We start from the raw sequence: 23,602 nt of genomic DNA on the forward strand, positions 1-23,602 counted from the left end.
ACCGGTCCGGCGCGGCGGCCGGGACCGGAGGCACCATGGCTGCGTACGATGCGGGCAACCCCTCCTGGGGCGGGCGCCGAGGGCCTCCGCCCCCCGTCGCGGCGCTACCGCCCGCGACCGCGTCGTCGAGAGGGTTCCCGATGGTCAACGGGTTGCTGTTCGTCTGCCACGCCAACCTGTGCCGGTCGCCGATGGCCGAGTACGCCGCCCGCCGCCTGCTCGCCGGGCAGCCGGTGAGCGTGAGCAGCGCCGGCACCGACGCCCTGGAGGGTGGGACCATGCACCCGTACGCGGCGGAGATCGCGGCCGAGACCGGAGAGGACCCGGCGACGTTCCGCACCCGGCGGCTCGCCCCCGAACACCTCACCAGCGCTGCGCTGGTGCTCACCGCCACCCGCCGCCAACGGTCGATCTGCACCGCGCTGGCGCCTGCGGCGCTGCACCACACCTTCACGTTGCGCCAGTTCGGCCGGCTCGCGGCAGCGGTCGAGCCACCGACGGAGGCTCTCGACGATTCGCTGGCCGCCGCGGTCGCGGCGGCCAGTCTGGCCCGAGGGCGACTGCAGCCCGCCCCGGCCAACGACGACGACCTACGGGACCCCGTCGGCGGGACGCGGGCCGACTTCCGCCGCTGCGCGGAGGAGATCGACCGGTCCCTGCGCCCCCTGGCGACCCTCATCGCGGCAGCCGGGTGAGTTCCTGGGTGTGGTCGCTGACCTCGCTGACTTCACTGGCCTCACGGGCGGCGGCCCGCTTGGCGTGGCGGCCACCCGCGGCCCGGTCCGCCGGCATCGACGACGAAATCGTCCCGGTCGCCACCCGGTAGGCCTCGTACTGGTACGCGTCGGCCTTGGGCACCTTGGCCATGTTGAGCACACAGCCGAGCAGCCGTACCGACACCGAGTGCAGCGCCCGGGCCGCCGCGGCCACCTGGGCCCGGGAGGTGCGGCCCTGCTGGCTGATCAGCAGCGCCCCGTCGGCCTGCACGGCGACCACCACACCGTCCGTCACCGCCAGCAGCGGCGCGGTGTCGATGATGACGATGTCGGCGGACTCGCGCAGCGCCAGCAGCAGCTCCGACATGGCCTTGGAGCCGAGCAGTTCGCTCGGGTTGGGCGGTGCGGAGCCGCTGGGCAGCACGAGCAGCGACTTGTCGCCCCACCGCTGGACCACGTCGCCGACCAGCACGTCACCGACCAGCACGTCGGTCAGTCCGACTCCGGAGTCGATACCCAGATAGTCGCCGACCTTCGGCCGGCGCAGGTCGGCGTCGACCAGTAGGACCCGCCAGCCCGCCTCGGCGAGGGCGATCGCCAGGTTGCACGACATCGTGGTCTTGCCCTCGCCCTGCAGGGCGCTGGTGACCGCGATCACCCGCGCCGGCTCGTGCACGTCGACGAAGCGCAGGTTGGTCCGAAGCTTGCGGACCGCCTCGGCCCGGGCTGAGTTCGCGGCGGCACCGACGATCAGCGGGGCCGACCGCGCGGTGGTGTCGAGCGGGATCTCGCCGAGCAGCGGACTGCCGGTCACCCGCTGCAGACCCGCGGCGTTGCGCAGCCGCACGTCGGCCATGTCGCGCAGGATCGCCAGGCCCACGCCGAGCAGCAGGCCGAGCAGGGTACCGATGGCGGCGTTCCGGAGCGGCTTCGGCGAGACGGGGGTGGGAGTGACCCGCGGCCCGCTGACGACCTCGATCTTGATCGGACCGGGGCTGCCGTCCGGCCGTGTCTCGACCTTCTGCACGAGTTCGACGAACTTGGCCGAGAGCGCCTCGGTCACCCGCAACGCCCGGGTCTGGTCGGTGTCGGTCACCGACGCCCGCAGCAGGACCGTGCCGGTCTCGGTGGAGGTGCTGACCCGACCCTGGATCTCCTCGGAGGTCAACCCGAGCTGCCTGTCGGCCGCCGCGGCCTGCGCCAGCCGGTCGCTGGTCAGCAACTCCGCGTAGGACATCACACGCTGCTGGAGGAAGAGGCTGCCCTGGTAGGCGTCTGTGACGCCCTGACTCGGCATGGTGACGAAGAAGGTGACGGAGGCAACGTAGCGGGGCTGGGCCCGGACGGTCACCAGAGCGGTCACTCCCAGGGCAACGATGAGGGTCACCAGGACGATCCACCAGTGCCGGCGCACGACTCGTAGTTGGCGGTACAGGTCCATCAGGCTGGCCTCCGTACCGGGCCGGTAACGCCAATAAAATTCACGAAAACCCCCAAGGTCGATTCAATCTCGTGAAACCATTAAAGCGGCTCGTGCGGCTTATGTCCGGAGTTAGGTATTTTCTACGTAGCGGACCCTGCCCGGAATAACCAACCGGACCGGAGGTCCGTCGGAATCGCTTCGGGCACCGAAAAATCGCGGCATCTTCGTGGAGCGGTACGGGCGGCCCGCCACCGCGATGTGGGAAGACTCGCCGTCACCCCGCTCGCGACGACCGTCGGCACTGGATAGGGTTTCGCACGGGTGTGCCGGGAAGCCTGGTCGGCGACGACCCCGTGCTGCCCTCCGACCGACGAAGTGAGACACCACGCATGACCGACCAGACCCCTCCCCCCGAGCCCCGCGGCGTGCGCCGTCTCTTCGCGCGTACCTCCTGGCCGGAGGCCCGCTTCCTGGCCGACGTGCTGCGCACCGAGACCGTTGGCGGTGTGCTCCTGCTGCTCGGTGCCGTAGCCGCGCTGATCTGGGCGAACTCACCCTGGGGCGACGCCTACACGGAGCTCGGACGGTGGGTGCCCTGGTCCGGCGGCGAGGCCCTGCACCTCGACCTCGACCTCACCGCCTGGGCCGCCGACGGCCTGCTGGCGATCTTCTTCTTCGTGGTCGGGCTGGAGTTGAAACGCGAGTTCGTCGCCGGTGAGCTGCGCGACCCGCGCCGGGCGGCGCTGCCGGTGGTGGCGGCGATCGGCGGCATGGTGGTACCGGCGCTGATCTACGTCGGCGTCAGCGTCGCCGGCGGCGGCGAGGGGGTACGGGGCTGGGCCATCCCGACCGCCACCGACATCGCCTTCGCCCTGGCGGTGCTGGCCGTCATCGGGGCCTACCTGCCCCAGGGACTGCGTGCCTTCCTGCTCACCCTGGCCGTGGTCGACGACCTGCTCGCGATCACCATCATCGCGATCTTCTACACCGACGACTTCAGTGTGCTCCCGCTGCTCGGCTCCCTGGTGCCGATCGCCCTGTTCGGTCTGCTGGTGCAGCGCCGCCGCACCTGGTGGTGGGCGCTCATCCCGCTGGCGCTCGTGGCCTGGACGCTGGTGCACTCCTCCGGTGTCCACGCCACGGTGGCCGGCGTGCTGCTCGGCTTCACCGTGCCGGTGCTCGCCGGCAAGGGCGGCGACGGTCGTCGCCCGAGGCCCGGCCTCGCCGAGCACCTGGAGCACAAGTGGCGGCCGATCTCGGCCGGATTCGCCGTACCGGTCTTCGCGTTCTTCGCCGCCGGGGTCTCGCTGCGCGGCGCGGACCTGGGCGCGTTGGTCACCGACCCGATCGTCCTCGGCGTGGTGCTCGGCCTGGTGGTCGGCAAGTGCGTCGGCATCGTCGGCTCCACGTTCCTGCTGGCCCGATTCACCCGGGCCAGCCTGGACGACGACATCACCTGGTCGGATCTGCTCGGCGTGTCCTTCCTGGCCGGTATCGGCTTCACCGTGTCGCTGCTGATCGGCGAGCTGGCCTTCGGCTCCGACGGCGTCGAGGGCGACAACGTGAAGGCCGCGGTGCTGGCCGGCTCGCTGATCTCCGCTCTGCTGGCCACCGTGGTGCTACGCAAGCGCAACAAGGTGTACCGGGCGATCGCGTTGAAGGAGCAGGTCGACCTCAACCAGGACGGCGTGCCGGACGTCTACCAGAAGCCCGGCGGCTGACCGGCCCGTGCTCACGCCCCGGACGCCCGGCCGACCTGCTCGGCCGGGCGTCCGGCATCCGTCGGCCGCAACCGCCGGAAATCCTGTACCAACGCGGTGCGCAGCAGTAGGCGCAGCGCGATGATCACCACGACTCCAGCCAACTGTGGCAGGGACGGTTCCCCGGTCAGCCGTAACAGGCCGGCGGCCACGAGCATGTCGAGCAGCACCTGCAGGGCCGTCGACCGGGAACCGGTGGAGACCAACGCGATCGCCGCGGCGAGCACACCCAGGGCGGTGACCACGGCGGACAGCGTCCCGGTCAGCCCGGTCACCCCGCCCGCTCCGGCTGGCCGACCTGCCGCTGCTCCTGGGCGATCTCCCGAGCCAGGACGTAGTTGAGCACGGTCCGGATGGTCGCGATGCCGGCGAGCTGGCCGATCTGCGCGAAGGTCGGCGTCAGCGCGGTACGCAGGATGTCCGCCGCCAGCTGGAACTCCAGCCCCAGGACGAGGAAGCGACCCAGGGAGAGCCGGATCCGGGTGAACACCGCGGCATCACGATGGCGCAACCCGTCGATGACGAACCGCAGCGCCGCCCAGACCACCCCGACGACGATCACCACCACACCGACGAGCTCCACCGCGGTCACCACCAGGTGATGACCGTGACGGAGGCTCCCCTCGACGTCCACCTTCGCGCCTTACCCGGCCGGTGCCCGGGTAGTCTGCGCGCGACGCCTCAGCGCAGCTGAGCGACCGCCTCGACGAGCAACCAGACGCCGCTGATGGCGAAGAGCGCGGCGGCGCCGTACTTGATGGTCCGTTCCGGCAGTTTCCGGCCGAGCAGCCGGCCCACGACGATGGCCAACGCGTCGGCGGCCACCATGCCGATGGTCGAGCCGACCCAGGTGCCGAACCAGCCGTACTGGGTGGCCAGCGTGATCGTGGCGAGCATCGTCTTGTCGCCCAGCTCGGCGAGGAAGAACGCGACGCCGACCGCCAGCACCGCCGACTTGCCGCCCTTGGCGGCCTTGCGCTTCTCCTCCTCGGTGAGGGTGTCCCCCCGCAGGGTCCACAGGCCGAAGCCGATGAAGGCCAGACCCGCGAACAGCGAGATCCAGCCGGTCGGCAGGGCGGCGCCCAGGCCGACGCCGATCGCCACCGAGGCCAGGTGCACCACGGCGGTGGCGACGGTGATGCCGATCAGGATCGGCACGGTGCGATATCTGGTGGCGAAGGCCAGGGCCATCAGCTGGGACTTGTCGCCCAGCTCGGCAACGAAGATCACGCCGAAACTGACCGCCAGCGCGACGAGGAAGCCCTCCATGGTGTCCTTCCGGATCAGGCCGGGAGGAGGAACGGGGAGGCCCTCGACCCGGCTGTCAAGCCTGGGTCGAAGGTCTCGCCCGCCTCGTGGAACGAGGCCACGTGGCCGGATGCGGAACGCACCAGTATGTCGACCACGACGTTGCGGGCTACTCCCCTTCGCTGCCGCCAGCCTACCCGCCCCAGCCCGCTGCGGCGCGGCGGGGGGAGACCCACTCGCGCCGCCGGACGGCTCAGTCGGCCTGCGCCAGGGTCACCCCGAACAGGCCGTCCGGGTCGGTCCAGAACCGCTCGGCGCGGAAGCCCGCCGTGGCCAGTTCGGCGGCGATCCCCTCCGGGCGGAACTTCGCCGACACCTCGGTACGCAACTCCTCCCCCTCGGCGAAGCCGACGTCCAGGTCGAGCACCCGGACCCGGACCGGCCGCTCGGCCCGCAGCCGCATCTCGATCCACTCCTGCTCCGGATCCCAGCGGGCGACGTGGCTGAACGCCTCCGGGTCCAAGTCGGTGCCGAGTTCCCGGTTGAGCACCCGCAACACGTTGCGGTTGAACTCGGCGGTCACTCCCGCCGCGTCGTCGTACGCGGGCACGATCACCGCCGGGTCCTTCACCAGGTCGGTGCCGACCAGCAGCCAGTCACCCGCTTCCAACGCGGCCCGCATCCCGGCGAGGAACCCGGCCCGTTCGCCGGGCAGCAGGTTGCCGATGGTGCCGCCGAGGAAGATCACCAGCCGCCGCCCGCCGGTCGGCAGGCGGTCCAGGTGACGGGTGAAGTCCCCGACGATGCCACGTACCCGCAGCCGGGGGTAGTCGGCGGCGAGGGCGGCGGTGGAGCCCTCCAGGGCGCTGACCGACACGTCCAGCGGCACGAACGTACCCAGGTCGCCATGCTGGGTGAAGGCGTCCAGCAGCAGGCGGGTCTTCTCCGACGACCCGGAACCAAGCTCGATGAGGGTCTTGGCCCCGGTCAACTCGACGATCTCGGCCGCCCGTTGCGCCAGCACGGCGCGCTCGGCCCGGGTGGGGTAGTACTCGGGCAGCCGGGTGATCTCGTCGAACAGCTCGCTGCCCCGGGTGTCGTAGAACCACTTCGGCGGCAGCCACTTCTCCCGCGCGGTCAGCCCGACCCGCACGTCCCGTCGCAGGCTGCGAGCGATGTCCTGGTCGTCGAGGTGGATCTCGAGCGGCTCGGCGCCCATCTGGTTCCCCTTCCGTCGTGCCCGTCGGATGCGGTCGGGCCGGTTCACCACGTCAGCGCACGCTGACGTACCTCGGTCACGGTGGCTTCCACGAGCTGCCCCTCGGGCACCTCCCGCCAGCCCGGCTCGTCGTCGTGCGGTTCGGAGGCCACCAGCACCGAGGCCGGCGTGGCGCGCACCGACAGGGCGTGCCCGACCGCGCTGGCGACCACCGTCTGCCCGTCGGTGAGCAGCAGGTTGAGTCGCGAGCCGGGAGCCGCCGCCACCACCGCGCTGACCGTCGCGGTGATCGCCTCAGCCGGCGCGGCCCCCGCCCGCAGCCGATCACGGACCAGCGCCCACAGCAGCGCCGAGTCGGTGGCCGCGTCGAGGGTGAGCAGATCCCGCACGGGCAGCGCGGCGGCGAGCGGAACCATCGAGTCCGGCCAACCTCGCACCACGCCGTTGTGGCTGAACAACCAGCGCCCCTCGGCGAACGGCGCGGCGGCGGCCTCGACGACCGCCATGCCGACCGTGGCCGAGCGGACCGCGGCCAGCACCGCACCGGCCGAGGTGGCCGCCGCGAGTTCGGCGATGGTGGGGTCGCTCCAGATCGGTTGGGCACGTCGATACCGCACCGGGGTGTCACCGCCCGGGTACCAGCCCACGCCGAAGCCGTCGGCGTTGATCGTGCCACCGCCGCGCATGTCGCGCGGTGCCCAGGACTGCCGCAGCAGCGAGTGCGGCGGGTCGAACAGTAGCTCCCGCAGGGTCACCGGTGGTCCGAGGTACGCCAGGTGCCGGCACATCAGGCGACCCGGTCCACGACCGTCACCGCTGAGCCTCCCCCGGGGCGGCGTCCCGGGCGCACCGGAAGCCGCTGAAGATCTGCCGGCGGATGGGGTAGTCCCAGTTGCGGAACGTGCCCCGGCAGGCGGCCCGGTCGGTGCCGAACGAACCGCCGCGCAGGACCTGGTAGTCGTCGCCGAAGAAGACCTCGGAGTACTCCCGGTAGGGGAAGGCCGCGAAGCCCGGGTACCCCCGTAGCGGCGTCGACGTCCACTCCCACACGTCACCGATGAGCTGGTGCACCCCCAACGGGGAGGCGCCGGCGGGATAGGCGCCGACCGGCGCCGGCCACAGGTGCCGCTGGCCCAGGTTGGCGTGCGCCGAGGTCGGCTCGTCGTCCCCCCACGGATAGCGGCGGGAACGGCCGGTCGTCGGGTCCCAGCGGGCCGCCTTCTCCCACTCCGCCTCGGTCGGCAGCCGCCTGCCCGCCCAGGCGGCGTACGCCTGTGCCTCGTGGTAGCAGACGTGCACCACCGGCTCGTCGTCGCGGACCCGGTCCCACCGCCCGAAGCGTTGGTACGCCCACCCGTCGCCGTCGCGTCGCCAGTGCATCGGCGCGCTCAGCCCGGCCTGGCGACGGTGCCGCCAGCCCGCCTCGGTCCACCAGCGGGGATCGTCGTACCCGCCGTCGGCGATGAACGCGCGGTACGCCCCGTTGGTCACCGGTGCGGCGTCGATGACGTACGCGGGCAGATCGACCTGGTGGGCCGGGCGCTCGTTGTCCAACGCCCACGGGTCGGTGTCGGTGCCCATCACGAACCGACCACCGGGCACCAGCACCTCACCAGGCACCAGCGCCTCACCGGGCACCGGCCGGGTCGGCTCGGGCGGCGGCGGCGCATGCAGCACCGCGGGGCCGGCGCGCAGTTGATGGGTGGCCAGCATGGTCTCGTCGTGCTGCTGCTCGTGCTGCACGATCATGCCGAAGGCGAAGCCGTCGGCGACCAACCGGCGGCTGTCGAAGGCCACCCGGTCCAACAGGTCGTACACCTTCTCGCGGACCGTGGCCACGTACGCCCGCGCCTGCTCAGGTGGCAGCAACGGCAGTGCGGGACGGTCCCGGCGCGGCTGTTTGAACGCGTCGTACAGGTCGTCGATGTCGCAGCGGACCGGCTCCCGCCCACCGACGTCGCGAACCAGCCAGAGCTCCTCCTGGTTGCCCACGTGAGCCAGGTCCCAGACCAGTGGCGACATCAACGGCGAGTGCTGGCGCATCAGGTCGTCGTCGTCCACCGCCTCGGTCAACAGGGCGGTGCGCGCCCTGGTCCGCTCCAGCTCGGCCGCGATCCGGCCACGTAGGTCCTCGGAACTCCGGTCGGTGATGGTGTCGGTCACCGGTGACTCCTCTCCGCGGCGTCGCGCCGCCGTCGTACCCCCTGGTCGATCTCGTCGTGCAGGGCCGGTGGCAGGTCCAGCCGGGGCAGCGCCGCCCGGGCCAGGTCGAACAGGTCGACGGCCGCCCTGGCCAGAGTGGGATCGCGCAGGCCGTGTCGAGCGGCGGCGTGCCAGCGGTCGGCCGCCGACCCGGCCGCCGTCGACGCGGCGGCAACGGTGTCGGGACCGCTGAGCAACGCGCCGAGCACCGCCAGCGGCAGGATCCAGTCCCGCCCGGGCTGCGCGTCGAGGTAACGCAGTTCGAGGTACCCACGTGGGCGTACCGGCGGGAAGAGCGTGCTGACGTGGTATTCGAGGTCGTCGACGTCGGGCGGTCGGGGCAACGCGCCGTCGACCCAGTCGGCGAACGTCACGTCCAGCGGCGGCGTCCAGTCCCCGTCGTCGCGGCGGACACAGAGCAGCGGGGCGGCCAGCACGTACGCGGTCCAGGCGGCGACCGGGTCCGCGCCGGCCCGGCCCGGCCGCCAGACCGGGGCGGTGCGGGCCGGATCGATGCGTGACCAGGCCCCCATCCGGGCCGATGCCCAGCCGGTGTTCCGGCCCGCGTGCCGACCGGCGGTGGCGAAGGCCGCCAGCAGTGGCGGACCGACGGCGTGCACCAGTTCCCACCGGGCCGCGAACTGCTCGGGCTGCCCGGCGTCGAGGCAGATCTGCAGGCCGGCGGTGCTGTACATCATCGTCCGCCCGTCCGGTCCCTGCCGGTCGAAGACGCGGCGCATGGTCCGGTATCGCGGCGTGTCCACCACTGGCTGCGGGTGTCGGTACGGATCGATGCCCGTGCGGCCGAGGGTCAGACCGGCGGCGTCCAGCAGACGGGTGACCTGGTCGATATCGGCCTGGGTGGCTTCGATCAGAGCGGCGACGGAGGCTCGCGGCGGGCTGGAGATCTCCAGTTGCCCGCCGGGCTCGACGGTCGTCGTGCTGCCCCGGAGCAGTCGCAGGGCGGGGCTGGTCGGGTCCAGCGTGGTGGGGCTGTACGGCCCCAACGCCGCGCGTATTCGCTCGGCGTCGATGGGATCGCCCGGGTCGACGGTCTCGTGGACCGTCCATTCGAGCTCGACCCCGGTGTACGTGGGTGGACCGGTCTTGAAGCAGATGCGGGCCAGGTGTCGAGCGGCGGCGGCGCGATCCCGCAACACCGGGACTCGGTCCACCTCCGGCGACGTCACCATGCAACGGCTCCCTTCGCGAAGCGGAACGTCGACCACCGTAACCCGACCCGGTGACATTCGCGCCGGGCCGACAGCTCCGCCCTCACCGTTGTATCAGGGGCCAGGCAACCGTCGAACGGAATTCACGATCCGGCCAGCAGATCCCGGCAGTACGCCTCGACGTGCTCCGTACCGCCGGCCTCGGCCACCAACTCGGCGAAGGCAGAGGTCCGCAGGGCCCGCTCCCGTTGCCGCTCCGACTTGGCCAGGTAGGCCCGGCAGAGACCGGTCCGGTCGGTCGTGCTGGCCGAGTTGCCGGGGCCGACGTAGCCGGACGCCTCGGTATCCGGCAGCGGCGACCCGCTGGGCGAGGGCGTGGCGGGTGCCGGCGTGCCGGAGGTCGAACCGCCGGACGGGTCGGTGCTCGGGCGGTCGGTCGGCTCGCCTGCGGGGTCACCGGTGCGCCCGTCGTCACCCGGGGTGGACGTCGGCGCGGACGGGTCGGTGCTCGGCGCGGACGGGCTGGTGGCCGCAGGCCGCGGCGCTGGCGGCTGCTCGGGACGGTCCAGGCCGGACGCGGCCAGGGCGGCGCCCGCGGTAGCGGTGGCCGCCAGCGCGGCGATCCAGGCCACCGCACCGGCCGTGATCCGACGACGCGGCGACCGGGCCCCCGGAGAGGCGACCGGGCTGCCCTGACGGGCCGCGCGGAACGCCGCGAGCGCCGCCTCCTCGCCGGCGAGTTCCCGCTCGCGGGGTGGGGCGGCAGCCGCCCGCAACAGGCCGGCGAGCGGGTTCGGCGGACCGGGTGGCGACTGGCGCGACCCGGGCTGGGCACCGTCCAACAGCCGGTCGTGATCGATCCGGACCGACCGGCGCAGCATCAGACGCAGTCCCCGCATGTCAGCCGTCCACCGGCTCGGTCTGCGGCGTCTGCGGCGGGCGACCGGCACGTGGGCGCCGCCGGGCGTCGGGCTGCGGCGGCACCTCCGCGACGAACGGCGCAGTGGCGCCACCCTGCTGGTCCAGCAACGCCGCCAACCGCCGCAGTCCCCGGTGGGCGGCGGTGCGTACCGCGCCGGCCCGGCGGCCAAGCACCCGCCCGGCGGTCTCCGCGTCGAGCCCGACCACCGCGCGCAACAGGACCGCCTCGGCCTCCCGGGGCGGCAGGCTGGCGATCATCGCCAGGGCCGCCTCGGTGCCGAGGCTCTCCCCGGCCCGTTCCGCGGTGTCCGCGTCCCCGGCCAACTCGCTGAGTTCCTGCACCGGCACTGGCAGGGCCGGGCGGCGACGCTGTCGACGCAGGTGGTCCATGGCCCGGTTGCGGGCGATGGTGACGACCCAGGCCCGGAACTCTCCACCGGTGAAGGACGGCAGGTCGCGGGCGACCTGCAACCACGTCTCCGACGCGACGTCCTCGGCGTCCACCCCGACCAGGGCCGTCAGGTAGCGCAGCAGGCCGGGCTGGAGGCTTCGGTACAGGGAGCGGAAGGCGTCCTCGTCGCCGGCCTGAGCGGCAGCGACCACCTCGCTCAACTCACCGGCCATGGCTGCGCCGCTTTCCTGACCGCCGGAGCGTCACGCACCGTCCGCCGGTGGTCGCGGACGTGGCGTCGGCGCGGTCCTCGATCCGGACCTCTTCCCGCACCCGGCCCCCGTCGCGTCGTTCGTCCCGGACCGCCACGGCCCGGAGACGGATCCTTCCCGACGACGCCGGAGACCACAACCACGCGAGCGGAGTGCCCCCCGGCTCGACCGGATCCGGCTAACGTTAGGAGCACCGTGCGGCCCGGGACAAGCCTCGGTGGCCACACTCGCAGTGAGAATTGTCTACCGTTTCGACTGCGGTTCGCCGTAACAGGACGAGGGCCCGCGACGCTACGGTCGGCCAGGACAACGGACGGAACGCTCGGCGGAGGCAGCGCCGTGACCCCCCGCGTACGACAGGTCACGGCCAGGCACCGAGGTCGCGAGGGACGGCCGCTACGCCCGGACCCGCCGGCGCGCCCTTTGGTGCCCGCTGTGGGTACGGTGGTGCCGTGTTGTCATCGGAGGTCGTACTCAGCGGTCGGTACCGCTTGGACGAGCGGGTCGCCACCGGCGGCATGGGCGACGTCTGGCGAGCGACCGACCTGATCCTCGGCCGGCAGGTCGCGGTCAAGGTGCTGCTTCCCTCGCTGGTCTCCGATCCCGACTTCATCGCCCGGTTCCGCGCGGAGGCTCGGATCATGGCGGCGTTGCGCCATCCGGGCATCGTGCAGGTGTTCGACTGCGGCGAGGACGATCTGCCCGGCGGCGGCCGGGCCGACTACCTGGTGATGGAGTTCGTCACCGGCCAGCCGCTGTCCAAGCGGATCGAGGCCGAGGGGCGCCTGGACGTGGGCGTGGCGATGTCGGTCGTGGCGCAGGCCGCGCAGGCGTTGCACGCCGCGCACCTCGGCGGGATCGTGCACCGGGACGTGAAGCCGAGCAACCTGCTGGTGCAGGAGGACGGCACGGTCGTGCTGGTCGACTTCGGCGTGGCCCGCTCGACAAATGTGACGAGCATCACCAGCACGAACGCGGTGCCCGGCACCGCCCTCTACATGGCCCCCGAGCAGGCCGCCGGACGTCCGGTCTCCGGAGCGACCGACCTGTACGCGCTCGGTGCGGTCGGCTACTGCTGTCTGACCGGCGGTCCGCCGTTCACCGGTGACAACCCGCTCCAGGTCGCCGTCCGGCACCTCGACGACCCGCCGCCGGAGCTGCCGTCCGACATCCCGGAAGCGGTGCGGGTGCTGATCGGCCGCGCGCTGGAGAAGGATCCAGCCGACCGGTTCAGCAGCGGTGCGGCGATGGCGGAGGCCGCGCGGGCCGCCGTTTCGGACAGTTCCCTGCCCACCGTGCTGGTCCCGGCCGCCTCGGCGCTGCGTGACGCGGGACCGGACACCCGCAGCGACCTGCCGATGCTGGACGCCCCGCCACCCGCCCGGCGGCGGCGCGGCACGCTCGTCGGCGCGCTCACCGCCGTGCTGGTCGGACTGACGGCCCTCGGCGCCGCACTCGGGGCCGCCCGGGAGGCCGACACCCCGGCGGTCAAACTGCCGACCACCGCGCCGACCGTCGAGTCCACCGCGGAAGTGGAAGCGCCGCCGAGCCAGGAGGAGAGCAGCCCCGCCCGGGTGCCGCCGCTGAAGCCGGCCAACTCCACCTCCGGTCCCGTCGAGTCGACGTCGCCGGAGCCGACCACGCCACAGCCCACCGAGCCGAGCGCACCCGAGTCTCCGGAGCCGACCACGCCGAGCCCCGAGCCGACGAGGAGCAGCGCCGCGCCCACCACGTCGGCTCCGCCACCGACCTCCGACCCGCCGACGACCGAGCCGACCGAGATCACCAACGGCGGCGGCTGAGCCACATCCGCCCCACGCTCCCCTGATTCCCCGAAACGGACGTACGGCACCACACTGCGCTCTAGGCTCCTCACCAGCAGTTATCTTCTACTGTTCAGGAGCTCGGGTGCGCGTGGAGAAGTTGGTCGTCATCGGGCAGGGCTACGTCGGTCTGCCGCTGGCCATGCGGGCCGTCGAAGCCGGGCTGAACGTGGTCGGTCTGGACGTCGACGCCGACCGGGTCAAGCGGCTCGCCTCGGGCGAGCCGTATGTCGCGGACATCCCCGCCGATCGCCTCGGCCGGGCACTGGCCAGCGGCCGCTACCACCCGAGCACCGAGTACGCCGAGGCCAAGGACTTCGACATCTGCGTCATCACCGTGCCCACGCCGCTGCGCGACGGCACCCCCGACCTGAGCTTCGTGGAACAGGCCGGCGCGGGCATCGGGCCGTACCTGCGGCCGGGCTGCACGGTGATCCTCGAGTCGACCACCTACCCGGGCACCACGGAGGAGCTGTTGCGACCGCTGCTGGAGTCGGCCAGCGGGCTGCGCAGCCCCGGCGACTTCCACCTCGGCTACAGCCCGGAACGGATCGACCCGGGCAACCAGACGTGGCAGCTGACGAACACCCCGAAGGTGGTCTCCGGCGTGGACGACGCCTCGCTGGCCCGGGTCGACGCGTTCTACCGACGGCTGGTGGAGCGTACGGTGCCGGTGGACTCGACCCGGGTCGCCGAGCTGACGAAGCTGATCGAGAACACCTTCCGCCAGGTCAACATCGCTCTGGTCAACGAGCTGACCATGCTCTCGCACCAGTTGGACATCGACGTGTGGCAGGCGATCGACGCGGCGGCGACCAAGCCGTTCGGCTTCATGCCGTTCCGGCCCGGACCCGGCGTCGGCGGGCACTGCCTGCCGATCGACCCCTGCTACCTGTCCTGGCAGGTCAAGCGCCGACTCGGCCGGCAGTTCCGGTTCATCGAGCTGGCCAACGACGTCAACCACGAGATGCCCGAGCATGTCGCGCAGCGGGTGATGGCGGGGCTCAACCGGTCCGGCCGGTCGGTCAACGGTTCCCGGCTGCTCCTGCTCGGCCTGGCGTACAAGCGCAACACCGGGGACATGCGCGACTCCCCGGCCGTCGACGTGGCCCGCCGGCTGCGGGAGCTCGGCGCGGAGATCCGCGCGGTCGAGCCGTACGCCGAGGCACACCATCTCCCCGACGGGGTACTGACGGTGGACCTGACCGAGCGCGAGGTCAGCGCGGCCGACGGCGTGGTGGTGGTCACCGACCACGACGTGTTCGACTACGACCTGGTCGTCCGGCACGCCCGCTACGTCTTCGACACCCGCAACCGCTGCACCGGCCCCACCGTCGAACGCCTGTAACCCAGCTACTGGTCGGCGAGCGCCTCCACCACGGGCAGCGCCAGGGCCCGCCGGGCCGGCAGCACCGACGCGGCGAGCGCCGCCAGCACCGCGACGGCGAGGACGCCGCCGAGCTGTGCCCACGGCACGACCAGCGTGAAGTCACCGGCGAGCCGGGCCAGCAACGCCATCGCCCCGGCGGTGACCGCGGTGCCCAGCGCGACACCGAGCACCGCGCCGACCAGCGCGGTGAGCACCGCCAGCCCGAGCAGCGCCACCACGAACGCCAGCAGCATGTCCACGGTGCCGGTGAGCATTCGCTTGTACGCCGCCTGGTCCATCAGGTTGACGGTCGGGTAGTCCACCAGGACCTCCTCGATGGCGGTTCGGGCCGCGGCGGCGGAGACCCCGTCGGCCGGATCGATCTCCGCCAGTTGGCCCCGCTCGTCGGGAAAGAGCCGGGTGAAGTCGGCGTCGACCAGCTCGACCACGTGGTCCGCCGGCAGCGGACCGTCGACGCCCCCCGAACCGGTGCCGACGACCACGGCCGCCACCTCGAACGGCTGGCCGCCCAGGGTCACCGAGGGCTGCCTCCGACGACTCAGAACCACCATGCGGGACCGGCGGGCCGAGGACCGACGGGGGCGCGCAGGCACGGCGATCGATGTGACGACGATCGGCGATCGTCTCGTCACGTGGTCATGCCACACCCCGTGAGGGTCGAGGTCGCAGCGATCGCATCCATCGACGACGAGGGTCATATGTGACTCAGGTCACATCGATGAATCTCTTCTGGGAGTAAGGTACGGCCATCGTCATCCCCCTTTCGAAGGGCATCGCCGATGGTCGGATTGACCCTGCCACGGGGGCGGCAACTGCGCATCATCAGTGTGGCCGCCACCGGGCTCCTCCTCACCAGTATCGCCGTTGCCCCACCCGGCAACGCACAGACGGTCTCGCAGCTGAGCACCGAATCCACCGCGGCCGTCGAGGCACCACTCGGTGTCGACGAGATCGCCAGCAGCCCCAACCTCAAACTGATCGCCAACCTGCCGAAGCAGGCGCCGTTCGACACCACCGCGGCACTCGGCACCGACATCGCCTTCCAGGGCAGGTACGCCTTCGTCGGCAACTACGACGGCTTCGTCATCTACGACGTCGCCAAGCCGAGCAAGCCGAAGATCGTGTCGCAGGTGCTCTGCCCGGGCGCGCAGAACGACATCTCCGTCCACGGTGACCTGCTCTTCCTGTCGACCGACGCGTCCCGCAACGACGACTCGTGCAGCAGCACCTCCCAGTCCGCCACGATCAAGGAATCGTGGGAGGGCATCAAGATCTTCGACATCAAGAACAAGACCAGTCCTCGGTACATCAAGGCTGTCGAGACGGCGTGCGGCTCGCACACCCACACCCTGGTGCCGGCGAAGGACAAGAAGTCGGTCTACCTCTACGTCTCCTCGTACAGCCCGAACGCCACCTTCCCGGACTGCCAGCCGCCGCACGACTCGATCAGCATCGTCAAGGTGCCGCTGAAAAAGCCGACCGACGCGGCGGTCGTGGCCACGCCGAACCTCTTCCCCGACGGCGGCTACGAGGGTCGCACCGGCGGCTCGGCGACCAGCGGATGCCACGACATCACCGCCTACCCGGCCAAGGACCTCGCGGCCGGCGCCTGCATGGGCGACGGGGTGCTGCTGGACATCAGCAAGCGGGAGGCACCGAGGGTGCTGCACACGGTGCGGGACACGACCAACTTCGCGTTCTGGCACTCGGCCACCTTCAACAACCGCGGCACCAAGGTCGTCTTCACCGACGAACTGGGCGGCGGCGGTGGCGCGACCTGCAACGAGGCCGTCGGCCCGGACCGCGGCGCCAACGCCATCTACGACCTCACCGGCAAGGGCGACAAGCGCAAGCTGGAGTTCCGTAGCTACTACAAGATCCCGCGGACCAACAGCGCCACCGAGAACTGCGTGGCGCACAACGGCTCGCTGATCCCGGTGCTCGGCAAGGACATCATGGTCCAGGCGTGGTATCAGGGCGGCGTCTCGGTGTGGGACTTCACCAACTCCCGCAAGCCGAAGGAGCTCGGCTACTGGGAGCGCGGGCCGCTGTCGGACACCCAGCTCATCGTGGGTGGCTCCTGGTCGGCCTACTACTACAACGGGCACATCTACTCCTCGGACATCCAGAAGGGGCTGGACGTGCTCGAACTCAACGACTGGCGGACGTGGACGGCCAAACTGGTCCACTACCGCGAGTTGAACGTCCAGACCCAGCCCAGCTACCTGAGCTGGTAGGACCAGCACACCCCACCGGGCCCGGCCCTCCCGCACGCCAGGAGGGCCGGGCCCGGTCGCGTACCGGCGGAGGCCAACAGCCGCACCAGCGGTCACGTTTCCTCTCCCCCGTCACGGGTACCTCGTCCGTCACGCAGGAAAGGGGTCGTGACATGAAGCGCAACGAGTACCACGTGGTACCCGACGGCGGCGGCTGGAAGGTCGAGCAGGGCAGCACCGTCGTCGGTACGTACGACACGAAGCAGCAGGCGGTGGAGGCCGGGCGCGGGGTGGCGCACGGCAACGAGCCCAGCCAGCTCGTGGTGCACACCGCGGACGGGAAGATCGAGACCGAGTACACCTACCGGGACGACCCGTACCCGCCCGCCGGCTGAGCGGGCCAGACCGACGGCGTCCTGCCGGCACCACCGATCACGGGTGTTGCCGGCAGGACGCCGTCGCGGCTCCGGCACCGCTACCGACCGTATCGGCCGTCACCTGCAACGACACCGAAACCGGCGGGGCACCCAGGGCGTGCCAGGATGCCGGGCCGTGACCTCCACCGGGGATGCCCCGCCCGCCCCGACCCGAGCTACTCGCAGCCGGCCCCATCCGCTCGATGCGATCGCCGTGGCGCTCGCCGTGGCCGGGGCCGGCTGCGTGGGGACCGGACTGCTGCCCGGCCCCGACGCCGCCGCCGTCCTCGGCCGGGTCCTGCCGCTGCTGCTCTTCCTCGGCACCGTGGTGGTCCTCGCCGAGCTGACCGCCGCGGCCGGCGTCTTCGACGTGCTCGCCACCCGGCTGGCCGTCGCGGCCCGGGGCAGCTGGCCCGGGCTCTTCGCGCTCTGCGTCGGATTCGCCGCCACCACCACGATCGCGCTCAACCTGGACACCACCGCGGTGCTGCTCACCCCGGTGCTGCTCACCCTGGCGGTCACCCTGCGCACGCCGGTGGCACCGCTGGCGGTCACCACCGTCTGGCTGGCCAACACGGCGAGCCTCATGCTGCCGGTGTCCAACCTGACCAACCTGCTCGCCGCGGACCGGATCGGGCTCGACCCGCTGGCGTACGCGGAGGTCATGTGGCTGCCCCAGCTGGCGGTCCTCGCGGTCACCACGATCCTGCTCTGGTACTGCTGGTGGCGCCGGGACCGGCCGGCCGGCGGCCGGTTCCCGGCACCGGCGGTACACCGTCCGGCCGATCCGGTGCTGTATCGCACCGCGCTCGCGGCCTGCCTGCTCTTCGTCGGCGCGATCCTGGCCGGCGCGCCGGTCGGTCTCGCCTCGGCGATCGCGGCCGGTCTGCTGGTGCTCGGCTTCGCGATCCGCTCCCCCGGCACGCTGCGCCCGGCGCTGCTGCCCTGGCGGCTACTGCTCTTCGTCACCGGCCTCTTCCTGGTTGTCCAGACCATCGGCCAACACGGGCTCAACGACCTGGTGGCGTGGTTGGCCGGGCACGACGGTGGGGTGCTGGGCGTGCTGCGGGCGGGCGCCACCGGCGCGCTGTTGGCCAACCTGGTGAACAACCTGCCCGCCTACCTGGCCGGCGAGGCGGTGCTGCCCGTCGACGACCGGCAGCGACTGCTCGCGCTGCTGGTCGGCACCAACGTGGGACCGCTCGCGCTGCCGTGGGCGTCCCTGGCCACGCTGCTGTGGCTGGAGCGGTGCCGGGCCGCCCGCGTGCAGGTCCCGGTGGCCCGTTTCCTGGTGACCAGCGCCGCCGTGGCGGTGCTCGGCACCCTCGCCGGGGTCGGCGCGCTGTTGCTCACCGGCTGACACTGGCGACCGGACGGCCGCCCACCACCAGGGGCAGGCGGCCGTCCGTTCAGGCCCGACGCACCGGCAGTTGCAGCTCGGTGACGCCCTTGTCAGCCTCCTCGGGCCAGTACTCCAGATACATCTCGCGGGCGTAGCCGTCCGTCCGCCAGTCGTTCTCCTCGATCCAACGCGCCAGTATCTGCAGGCTCAGGTCGGCCGAGTCCATCGAGCCGTGGTGGATCGTCGTCGCCGCCGTCATCGCCGGGAGGTCCACCACGGAGAAGTCGTGGGCCGCCGTCGGGCCGACCTCGACCCCTATCCCGGCGTGCACGACGACGGCCTCACCATCGTCAGCCGGGTCGTACCAGGCCAGCGCCGGCCCGACCGGGCGGACTCCGGCGGCATCCAGCCGGCGGAACAGCTCCGGGTAGAGCGGGGTCAACACCGGGCCGATGTCCGCGCCGTCGTAGCTGCGGGCGACCGCGCTCAGCTCGGCGACCCGGACCGGCGGGATTTCTTTGAGCACAACATCCTGGCTGGTCATCCGACCCTCCGTTTCGATCATGTGGAGCCTCGCCTCGACGCTGGACAGTCGGGCGGTGTCCGCCGCCAGCTGCGCCTCCAGTTGGGCCCGGCGCAGCCGCAGCATGCCGCGCAGCTCCGGCAGAGCGACGGCGTCGTCGAGGATCACCCGCACCTGTTCCAGGGTCAGACCCAGGTCCTTGAGGGCGATCACCCGATTGAGCCGACCCAGCTGGGCGGCGGTGTAGTAGCGGTAGCCGCTGCGCGGGTCGACGGCGGCCGGAGGTAGCAGCCCGATGCTGTCGTAGTGCCGCAGCATCCGTACCGACACCCGACCCAGGTTGGCGAAGTCTCCGATGGTGAACATGGTCCCTCCACGGTCGGCGCTGACACCGTGTCAGAGTCAACCGTGCGCCGACCGGGCGGGCACCGGCTCAGCCGGGCAGCGGTGCCTCGTCACCCCGGTTGCGGCGCGGGGAGACCAGTCGGCGCACCATCGGGGTGGCATTCCACCTCGCCGCGCCGACCAGGTCGCGGGCGTGTTCCAGCACGGTGTAGTCGGGCCGCGCCCGACCGGCGGCGAGCGCGGCGTCCAGGTCGTTGCCGCAGCGCATCAGCACGCTGTCGAAGTCGCGGCGGACCGGCTCCAGCAGGTGGTACCCGAACGAGCGGTGCAACCGGGCGAAGAGCGGCTTGTACAGCCGGGCCCGCTCGTGCAGCCCCGACGAGTACGACATCGGGTTCTTCGGCCGACGCCGGATGTAGTCGGGCAGTATGTCGGCGAAGGCCCGGCGGACGATCCACTTCTCCTGACCGTCACGCATCTTCAGCTCGATCGGCAGCCGCATCGCCAGCTCGACCAGGGCCAGGTCCAGGAACGGCACCCGTGCCTCCACGCCGAAACCCATGCTCGTCCGGTCGACGCGCTGCAACTCCGTACGGCACAGGTTTCGGATCTTGTGCAGGAAGAGCCGCCGGGACGCCTCCGGCCCGACCTCGTGGTACATCGGGTAGCCACCGAACAGTTCGTCGGAACCGTCGCCGGTGAGCACCACCTTGACCCCCAGGTCCCGCAGCCGCCGGAAGATCGGCACCGAGACGACCGCGTTGATGATGTCGCCGTACTCGGTCAGCTCGGAGACTCCGATCGCCTCCCGGACGTCGGCCAGCCGGATGTCGCGCGGGCGCAGCTCGACCACCTCGTGTGGCACCCCGAGGTCCTTCGCCAACCGCCGGGCGTACGCCAGGTCGGGACTGCCCGGTGCCCCGACGGTGACCGCGACGCAGTCCGGGTGCAGCTGTGCCGCGTGCAGCAACGCCAGCGAGCTGTCCAGGCCGCCGGAGAGCACCACACCCACCGTGAGATCGGTGTCCAGCCGCACCCGGATGCTGTCGGTGAGGGCGGCACGGACGAGCAGGGCGGCCTCGTCCGGGTCGTCCACCATCGGCAGGTCCGCGCCGAGCGCGAGCAGGTCCACGTACGGACGCAGCCGGACCTGCCGGTCGGCGTCGGCCCAGCCGTGATGCCCCGGGGGCACCTCGACCACCGGCGCGCCCACCCGGACCAACGCCTTCACCTCGCTCGCCACGTGCAGGCATCCGGGGCTGCGCGACCAGTACAGCGGCTTCACCCCGAGCGGATCCCGCGCCAGGTACGCCCGACCGGTGGCCCGATCCACGATGGCGAAGGCGTACTCACCGCGCAGCCGGGTCACCACCTGGTCACCCCACTGCTCGAACGCGGCGAGCACCACCTCGGTGTCGCTGGCACTGCGGAACTCGTGCCCGAGTTCGGTCAGCTCGGCGCGCAGCTCGTGGTGGTTGAAGACCTCGCCGTTGTAGCAGAGCAGCCAGCGCTCGCCGACGGAGACCCACGGCTGCACGGCACGTTCCCGGTCCACCACCCGCAACCGCCGGACCCCGGCGAGCAGGCCGCTTTCGTACCGGGTCTCGGTGACCTCACCGCGCGGGGAGAGCGTGCCGAGCATCCGCCGGAAGATCGCCGGATCGGCCTCTGGGCCGAGGCTGAGCACAATTCCGCACATCGTTCAGATCCCCATCTCGGCTTCGTACGCCCGACGCAGCCGCAGGGTCGCGGACGGCGCGAGACAGATGTGCCACGCCTGCCCCTCGTCGACCACGTTGATCTCTCCGGCCCGTTGCCTGCTCAGCAACAGCCCGGCCAGGGTGTCCCGCACGCCGAAGCGGCCGAACCACTCCATCTCCACGTCCGCCGCCCAGCCCAGGCAGTGCCCGCTGGGCACCATCGCGGCGTACCCGAGGCGCCGCAACCGGTACTGGTGCTCGGCGCTGCGGACCAGGCTGGTCACCCACAGCGGCGGGGTGCCCGCCGGGGTGGCGGCGGCGAACTCCCGGCCGATGTCGTTGAGCAGGGCGACCACCTCACGGCGGGCCCGGCGGAAGAGCAACCCGGCGGTACGCGGGGTGGCGTCGGGCAACATCCGACGGCGCACGGCGCGTACCCCCCGGCCGACGACCGTGCGGGGCTGCTCGGTGTAGCGGAACCGCAGCAGGTCCCGGCGTCGCAGCCATTCCAGGTCGACCAGTTCGGTGCTGTGGTGCACCTCCGTGTCGGTGAGGAAGGTCGACGCGTCGCGCCACCACATCACGTCGACGCGGGACAGCAGGTAGATGCGGACCAGGGCGGCGAGGTCGCCGGCGGAGCTGCGCGCGTTCGGCTGGTACCGCGCCATCTCCAGCAGCAGGGTCTCGCGGGCGCCGATCAGGCCCTGCGAGGTCGCTTCGAGCACCTTGGCGATGGCCGGCTCCCGCAGTCGCTGGTCGATCAGCACCTGACGGGCGTTCGTGCTGGCCGCCTGGGCGAGCGCACCCACCTCGACCAGCAGTTCGGCGACGGCCTCGCGGTAGGCCTCCAGGTCGGGCGGGGCGGCGGTGAGCGGGCGTACGCTGCCACGCGGACGACGTCGGGCCGGAGTGACAGGCGGACCGGACTGATGTCCCGGGCTTCGGCTGGGCACTCGCATGGTCGGTCCTCTCTGCCGGTGCGACGATCGCCTGTTGCAGACAGTAACCACGCGAATCGGGATAAGTGCGAGCAGCACTCCTATATCCCTCTAAGGCGTGGCAGAAGCGGCGTAGATGTCACGTGTCGCGCAGTGGCAGACACGCACCCGACTCAGGCGGTAATCACGGCGTTGACCACACTGAACACTCATGTACCATCCGGTACATGTCGATAGTGGTTGATCAGCCCGTTCGCGCCGACCGCACCTCCCTGTGGAGAGCGGTGAGCGCCCTCGATCGCTGGGCCGAGTTGTTACCCACCGTCAACGAGGTCAGGCGGGTCGACGGTCCCGGGCCGATCACGGTCGGGAGTCGCTTCCTGGTTCGCCAGCCAGGGCTGGCGGCCGCCACGTACCAGGTGACCGACTGGCGTCCCGAGGCCGGCTTCACCTGGGCAGCCCGCACCGCGGGCGTGCGGACCACGGCGACGCACGTCCTGCATCCGGAGGGCGACACCACCCGGCTGCAACTGCGCATCGACTGGGACGGCCCCGGCTCCCGGCTCGTGCGGGTGCTCTTCGCCAGGCGGACCCGACGGCTGCTCGAGCAGGAGGCCGCGACCTTCGCCAGCCTGGCCGAGCGCGGCCACGGCGAGGTGTGACGCCGATGTCGACCGTCGAACGGGTACCGACCCAGTGGGAGGTACTGGACGAGCGGTTCCGAGCGGTGCGGGGTGACCACGTCGTGCAGCGGCTGTTCGACGGCGGACGCTGGCTGGAGGGGCCGGCCTACTCCCCCGCGTGGCGCTGCCTGCTGTTCAGTGACATCCCGAACGACCGGGTGCTGCGCTGGGACGAGGTGTCCGGCCGGTGCGATGTCTTCCAGACCCCCGCCGGCTACGCCAACGGCCGCACCCTCGATAGGCGCGGCCGCGTCGTCACCTGCGAGCACGGACCCCGTCGGGTGACCCGCACCGAGCCCGACGGGTCGCAGACCGTCGTGGCGGACCGCTGGCGCGGCAAGCGGTTCAACAGTCCGAACGACGTCGTGGAGACCGCGGACGGCTCGTTGTGGTTCACCGACCCGAGCTACGGCATCGACAGCGACTACGAGGGCCACCGGGCGGAGCCGGAACTGGACGGCTGCCACGTCTACCGCTGCTCACCCGACGGCCGCGTGGACCGGGTAGCCGACGACTTCCAACGGCCCAACGGTCTCGCGTTCTCCGCGGACGAGCGCCGGCTGTACATCGTCGACACCCAGCGCCGGCACCTGCGGCACTTCGATGTCGGACCGGACTGGGCGCTACGCGACCGCGGCGTACTCGCCGACTGTGACGCCGGGTCGTTCGACGGGATCCGGCTGGACAGCGCGGGCCGGCTCTGGGTCGCCGCCCACGACGGCGTGCACTGTCTCGACCAGGACGGGACCATGCTCGGCAAGCTCCGACTGCCGGAGATCTGCTCGAACCTCACCTTCGGTGGCCGCAAGCGCAACGTGCTGTTCGTGACGGCAACCACCTCGGTCTACTCGCTCGCGCTCAACGTCACCGGTGCCGGGCCGACGGGCGGGTGACCCCACCGC

At 71.8% G+C, this 23,602-nt stretch carries 23 protein-coding genes; 9 read left to right on the forward strand and 14 right to left on the reverse strand.

Features of this window, described 5'->3' with window-relative positions; genetic code table 11:
- Window positions 1–140: 140 nt before the first annotated feature.
- Window positions 141–695 carry an arsenate reductase/protein-tyrosine-phosphatase family protein gene (locus BMY89_RS13370; RefSeq protein ID WP_092380033.1) on the forward strand — a complete coding sequence of 185 codons (555 nt, stop codon included), beginning with the start codon at window positions 141–143 and terminating at the stop codon, window positions 693–695.
- On the opposite strand, the gene BMY89_RS13375 is transcribed toward BMY89_RS13370, so the two are convergent.
- The gene (locus BMY89_RS13375; protein WP_092380036.1) at window positions 676–2,157 is read right to left on the reverse strand and encodes a tyrosine-protein kinase domain-containing protein; all 1,482 of its coding nucleotides are present in this window, start codon (window positions 2,155–2,157) and stop codon (window positions 676–678) included. The genes BMY89_RS13370 and BMY89_RS13375 overlap by 20 nt on opposite strands.
- A gap of 371 nt (window positions 2,158–2,528) precedes the next feature.
- Between BMY89_RS13375 and nhaA the strand changes: the two genes are divergently transcribed.
- Complete coding sequence (nhaA, locus tag BMY89_RS13380; protein WP_092380037.1) at window positions 2,529–3,860, forward strand: Na+/H+ antiporter NhaA; 1,332 nt, start codon at window positions 2,529–2,531, stop codon at window positions 3,858–3,860.
- An 11-nt stretch (window positions 3,861–3,871) separates the two neighbouring features.
- Here nhaA and BMY89_RS13385 read toward each other — a convergent pair whose 3' ends face one another.
- The 9 genes from BMY89_RS13385 to BMY89_RS13425 form a co-directional block, all read right to left on the reverse strand.
- Window positions 3,872–4,174 carry a hypothetical protein gene (locus BMY89_RS13385; protein WP_092380039.1) on the reverse strand — a complete coding sequence of 101 codons (303 nt, stop codon included), beginning with the start codon at window positions 4,172–4,174 and terminating at the stop codon, window positions 3,872–3,874.
- Window positions 4,171–4,533 carry a DUF1622 domain-containing protein gene (locus tag BMY89_RS13390; RefSeq protein WP_092380040.1) on the reverse strand — a complete coding sequence of 121 codons (363 nt, stop codon included), beginning with the start codon at window positions 4,531–4,533 and terminating at the stop codon, window positions 4,171–4,173. Before BMY89_RS13390 ends, BMY89_RS13385 begins: the two co-directional genes overlap by 4 nt.
- A 47-nt stretch (window positions 4,534–4,580) precedes the next feature.
- On the reverse strand, window positions 4,581–5,168 hold the full coding sequence (locus BMY89_RS13395) for a TMEM165/GDT1 family protein (protein ID WP_092380042.1): 588 nt from the start codon (window positions 5,166–5,168) through the stop codon (window positions 4,581–4,583).
- Window positions 5,169–5,400: 232 nt separating this feature from the next.
- Entirely contained in the window at window positions 5,401–6,366 is a 966-nt protein-coding gene (egtD, locus tag BMY89_RS13400; protein WP_092380043.1) for an L-histidine N(alpha)-methyltransferase, read from the reverse strand.
- 44 nt (window positions 6,367–6,410) lie between these two features.
- Window positions 6,411–7,154 (reverse strand): ergothioneine biosynthesis protein EgtC, encoded by a 744-nt coding sequence (egtC, locus tag BMY89_RS13405; RefSeq protein WP_092380045.1) that lies wholly within the window; start codon window positions 7,152–7,154, stop codon window positions 6,411–6,413.
- Window positions 7,155–7,176: 22 nt separating this feature from the next.
- Complete coding sequence (gene egtB, locus BMY89_RS13410; RefSeq protein WP_092380047.1) at window positions 7,177–8,529, reverse strand: ergothioneine biosynthesis protein EgtB; 1,353 nt, start codon at window positions 8,527–8,529, stop codon at window positions 7,177–7,179.
- Window positions 8,526–9,761, reverse strand: a complete 1,236-nt coding sequence (gene egtA, locus BMY89_RS13415; protein WP_092380049.1) for an ergothioneine biosynthesis glutamate--cysteine ligase EgtA — start codon at window positions 9,759–9,761, stop codon at window positions 8,526–8,528. Before egtA ends, egtB begins: the two co-directional genes overlap by 4 nt.
- 122 nt (window positions 9,762–9,883) lie before the next feature.
- Window positions 9,884–10,639, reverse strand: a complete 756-nt coding sequence (locus tag BMY89_RS13420) for a hypothetical protein (protein ID WP_092380051.1) — start codon at window positions 10,637–10,639, stop codon at window positions 9,884–9,886.
- A gap of 1 nt (window position 10,640) precedes the next feature.
- Window positions 10,641–11,285, reverse strand: a complete 645-nt coding sequence (locus BMY89_RS13425; protein ID WP_092380053.1) for an RNA polymerase sigma factor — start codon at window positions 11,283–11,285, stop codon at window positions 10,641–10,643.
- 491 nt (window positions 11,286–11,776) lie between these two features.
- Here BMY89_RS13425 and BMY89_RS13430 point away from each other — a divergent pair, with 491 nt between their 5' ends.
- Both BMY89_RS13430 and BMY89_RS13435 read left to right on the forward strand, forming a co-directional pair.
- On the forward strand, window positions 11,777–13,126 hold the full coding sequence (locus tag BMY89_RS13430) for a serine/threonine-protein kinase (protein WP_092380055.1): 1,350 nt from the start codon (window positions 11,777–11,779) through the stop codon (window positions 13,124–13,126).
- 106 nt (window positions 13,127–13,232) lie between these two features.
- On the forward strand, window positions 13,233–14,495 hold the full coding sequence (locus tag BMY89_RS13435; protein WP_092380057.1) for a nucleotide sugar dehydrogenase: 1,263 nt from the start codon (window positions 13,233–13,235) through the stop codon (window positions 14,493–14,495).
- A 5-nt stretch (window positions 14,496–14,500) separates the two neighbouring features.
- Here the strand turns inward: BMY89_RS13435 and BMY89_RS13440 are convergent, their stop codons facing one another.
- Window positions 14,501–15,055, reverse strand: coding sequence for a hypothetical protein (locus BMY89_RS13440; protein WP_232521284.1), 555 nt, complete (start codon window positions 15,053–15,055; stop codon window positions 14,501–14,503).
- A 261-nt stretch (window positions 15,056–15,316) separates the two neighbouring features.
- Here BMY89_RS13440 and BMY89_RS13445 point away from each other — a divergent pair, with 261 nt between their 5' ends.
- The 3 genes from BMY89_RS13445 to BMY89_RS13455 all read left to right on the forward strand — a co-directional run bounded on the left by BMY89_RS13445 (window position 15,317) and on the right by BMY89_RS13455 (window position 18,529).
- Entirely contained in the window at window positions 15,317–16,774 is a 1,458-nt protein-coding gene (locus BMY89_RS13445) for an LVIVD repeat-containing protein (RefSeq protein WP_092380058.1), read from the forward strand.
- Between the two features lie 152 nt (window positions 16,775–16,926).
- Window positions 16,927–17,148, forward strand: a complete 222-nt coding sequence (locus BMY89_RS13450) for a DUF2188 domain-containing protein (RefSeq protein WP_092380060.1) — start codon at window positions 16,927–16,929, stop codon at window positions 17,146–17,148.
- Between the two features lie 157 nt (window positions 17,149–17,305).
- A complete protein-coding gene (locus BMY89_RS13455) occupies window positions 17,306–18,529 on the forward strand; it encodes an ArsB/NhaD family transporter (protein ID WP_092380062.1) in 1,224 nt (407 codons plus the stop codon).
- 49 nt (window positions 18,530–18,578) lie between these two features.
- On the opposite strand, the gene BMY89_RS13460 is transcribed toward BMY89_RS13455, so the two are convergent.
- The 3 genes from BMY89_RS13460 to BMY89_RS13470 all read right to left on the reverse strand — a co-directional run bounded on the left by BMY89_RS13460 (window position 18,579) and on the right by BMY89_RS13470 (window position 22,038).
- A complete protein-coding gene (locus BMY89_RS13460; protein ID WP_092380064.1) occupies window positions 18,579–19,400 on the reverse strand; it encodes a MerR family transcriptional regulator in 822 nt (273 codons plus the stop codon).
- A 67-nt stretch (window positions 19,401–19,467) separates the two neighbouring features.
- Window positions 19,468–21,078 carry an asparagine synthetase B family protein gene (locus BMY89_RS13465; RefSeq protein WP_092380066.1) on the reverse strand — a complete coding sequence of 537 codons (1,611 nt, stop codon included), beginning with the start codon at window positions 21,076–21,078 and terminating at the stop codon, window positions 19,468–19,470.
- A gap of 3 nt (window positions 21,079–21,081) precedes the next feature.
- Entirely contained in the window at window positions 21,082–22,038 is a 957-nt protein-coding gene (locus BMY89_RS13470) for a DUF5715 family protein (RefSeq protein ID WP_092380068.1), read from the reverse strand.
- A gap of 206 nt (window positions 22,039–22,244) precedes the next feature.
- On the opposite strand from BMY89_RS13470, the gene BMY89_RS13475 reads away from it, so the two are divergent.
- On the forward strand, window positions 22,245–22,679 hold the full coding sequence (locus BMY89_RS13475) for an SRPBCC family protein (protein WP_092380070.1): 435 nt from the start codon (window positions 22,245–22,247) through the stop codon (window positions 22,677–22,679).
- A gap of 5 nt (window positions 22,680–22,684) precedes the next feature.
- Window positions 22,685–23,593 carry an SMP-30/gluconolactonase/LRE family protein gene (locus BMY89_RS13480; protein ID WP_092380072.1) on the forward strand — a complete coding sequence of 303 codons (909 nt, stop codon included), beginning with the start codon at window positions 22,685–22,687 and terminating at the stop codon, window positions 23,591–23,593.
- Window positions 23,594–23,602 lie beyond the last annotated feature (9 nt).

The organism is Micromonospora phaseoli (assembly GCF_900109115.1).
In the GTDB taxonomy this organism is placed as follows: Bacteria; Actinomycetota; Actinomycetes; order Mycobacteriales; family Micromonosporaceae; genus Micromonospora; species Micromonospora phaseoli.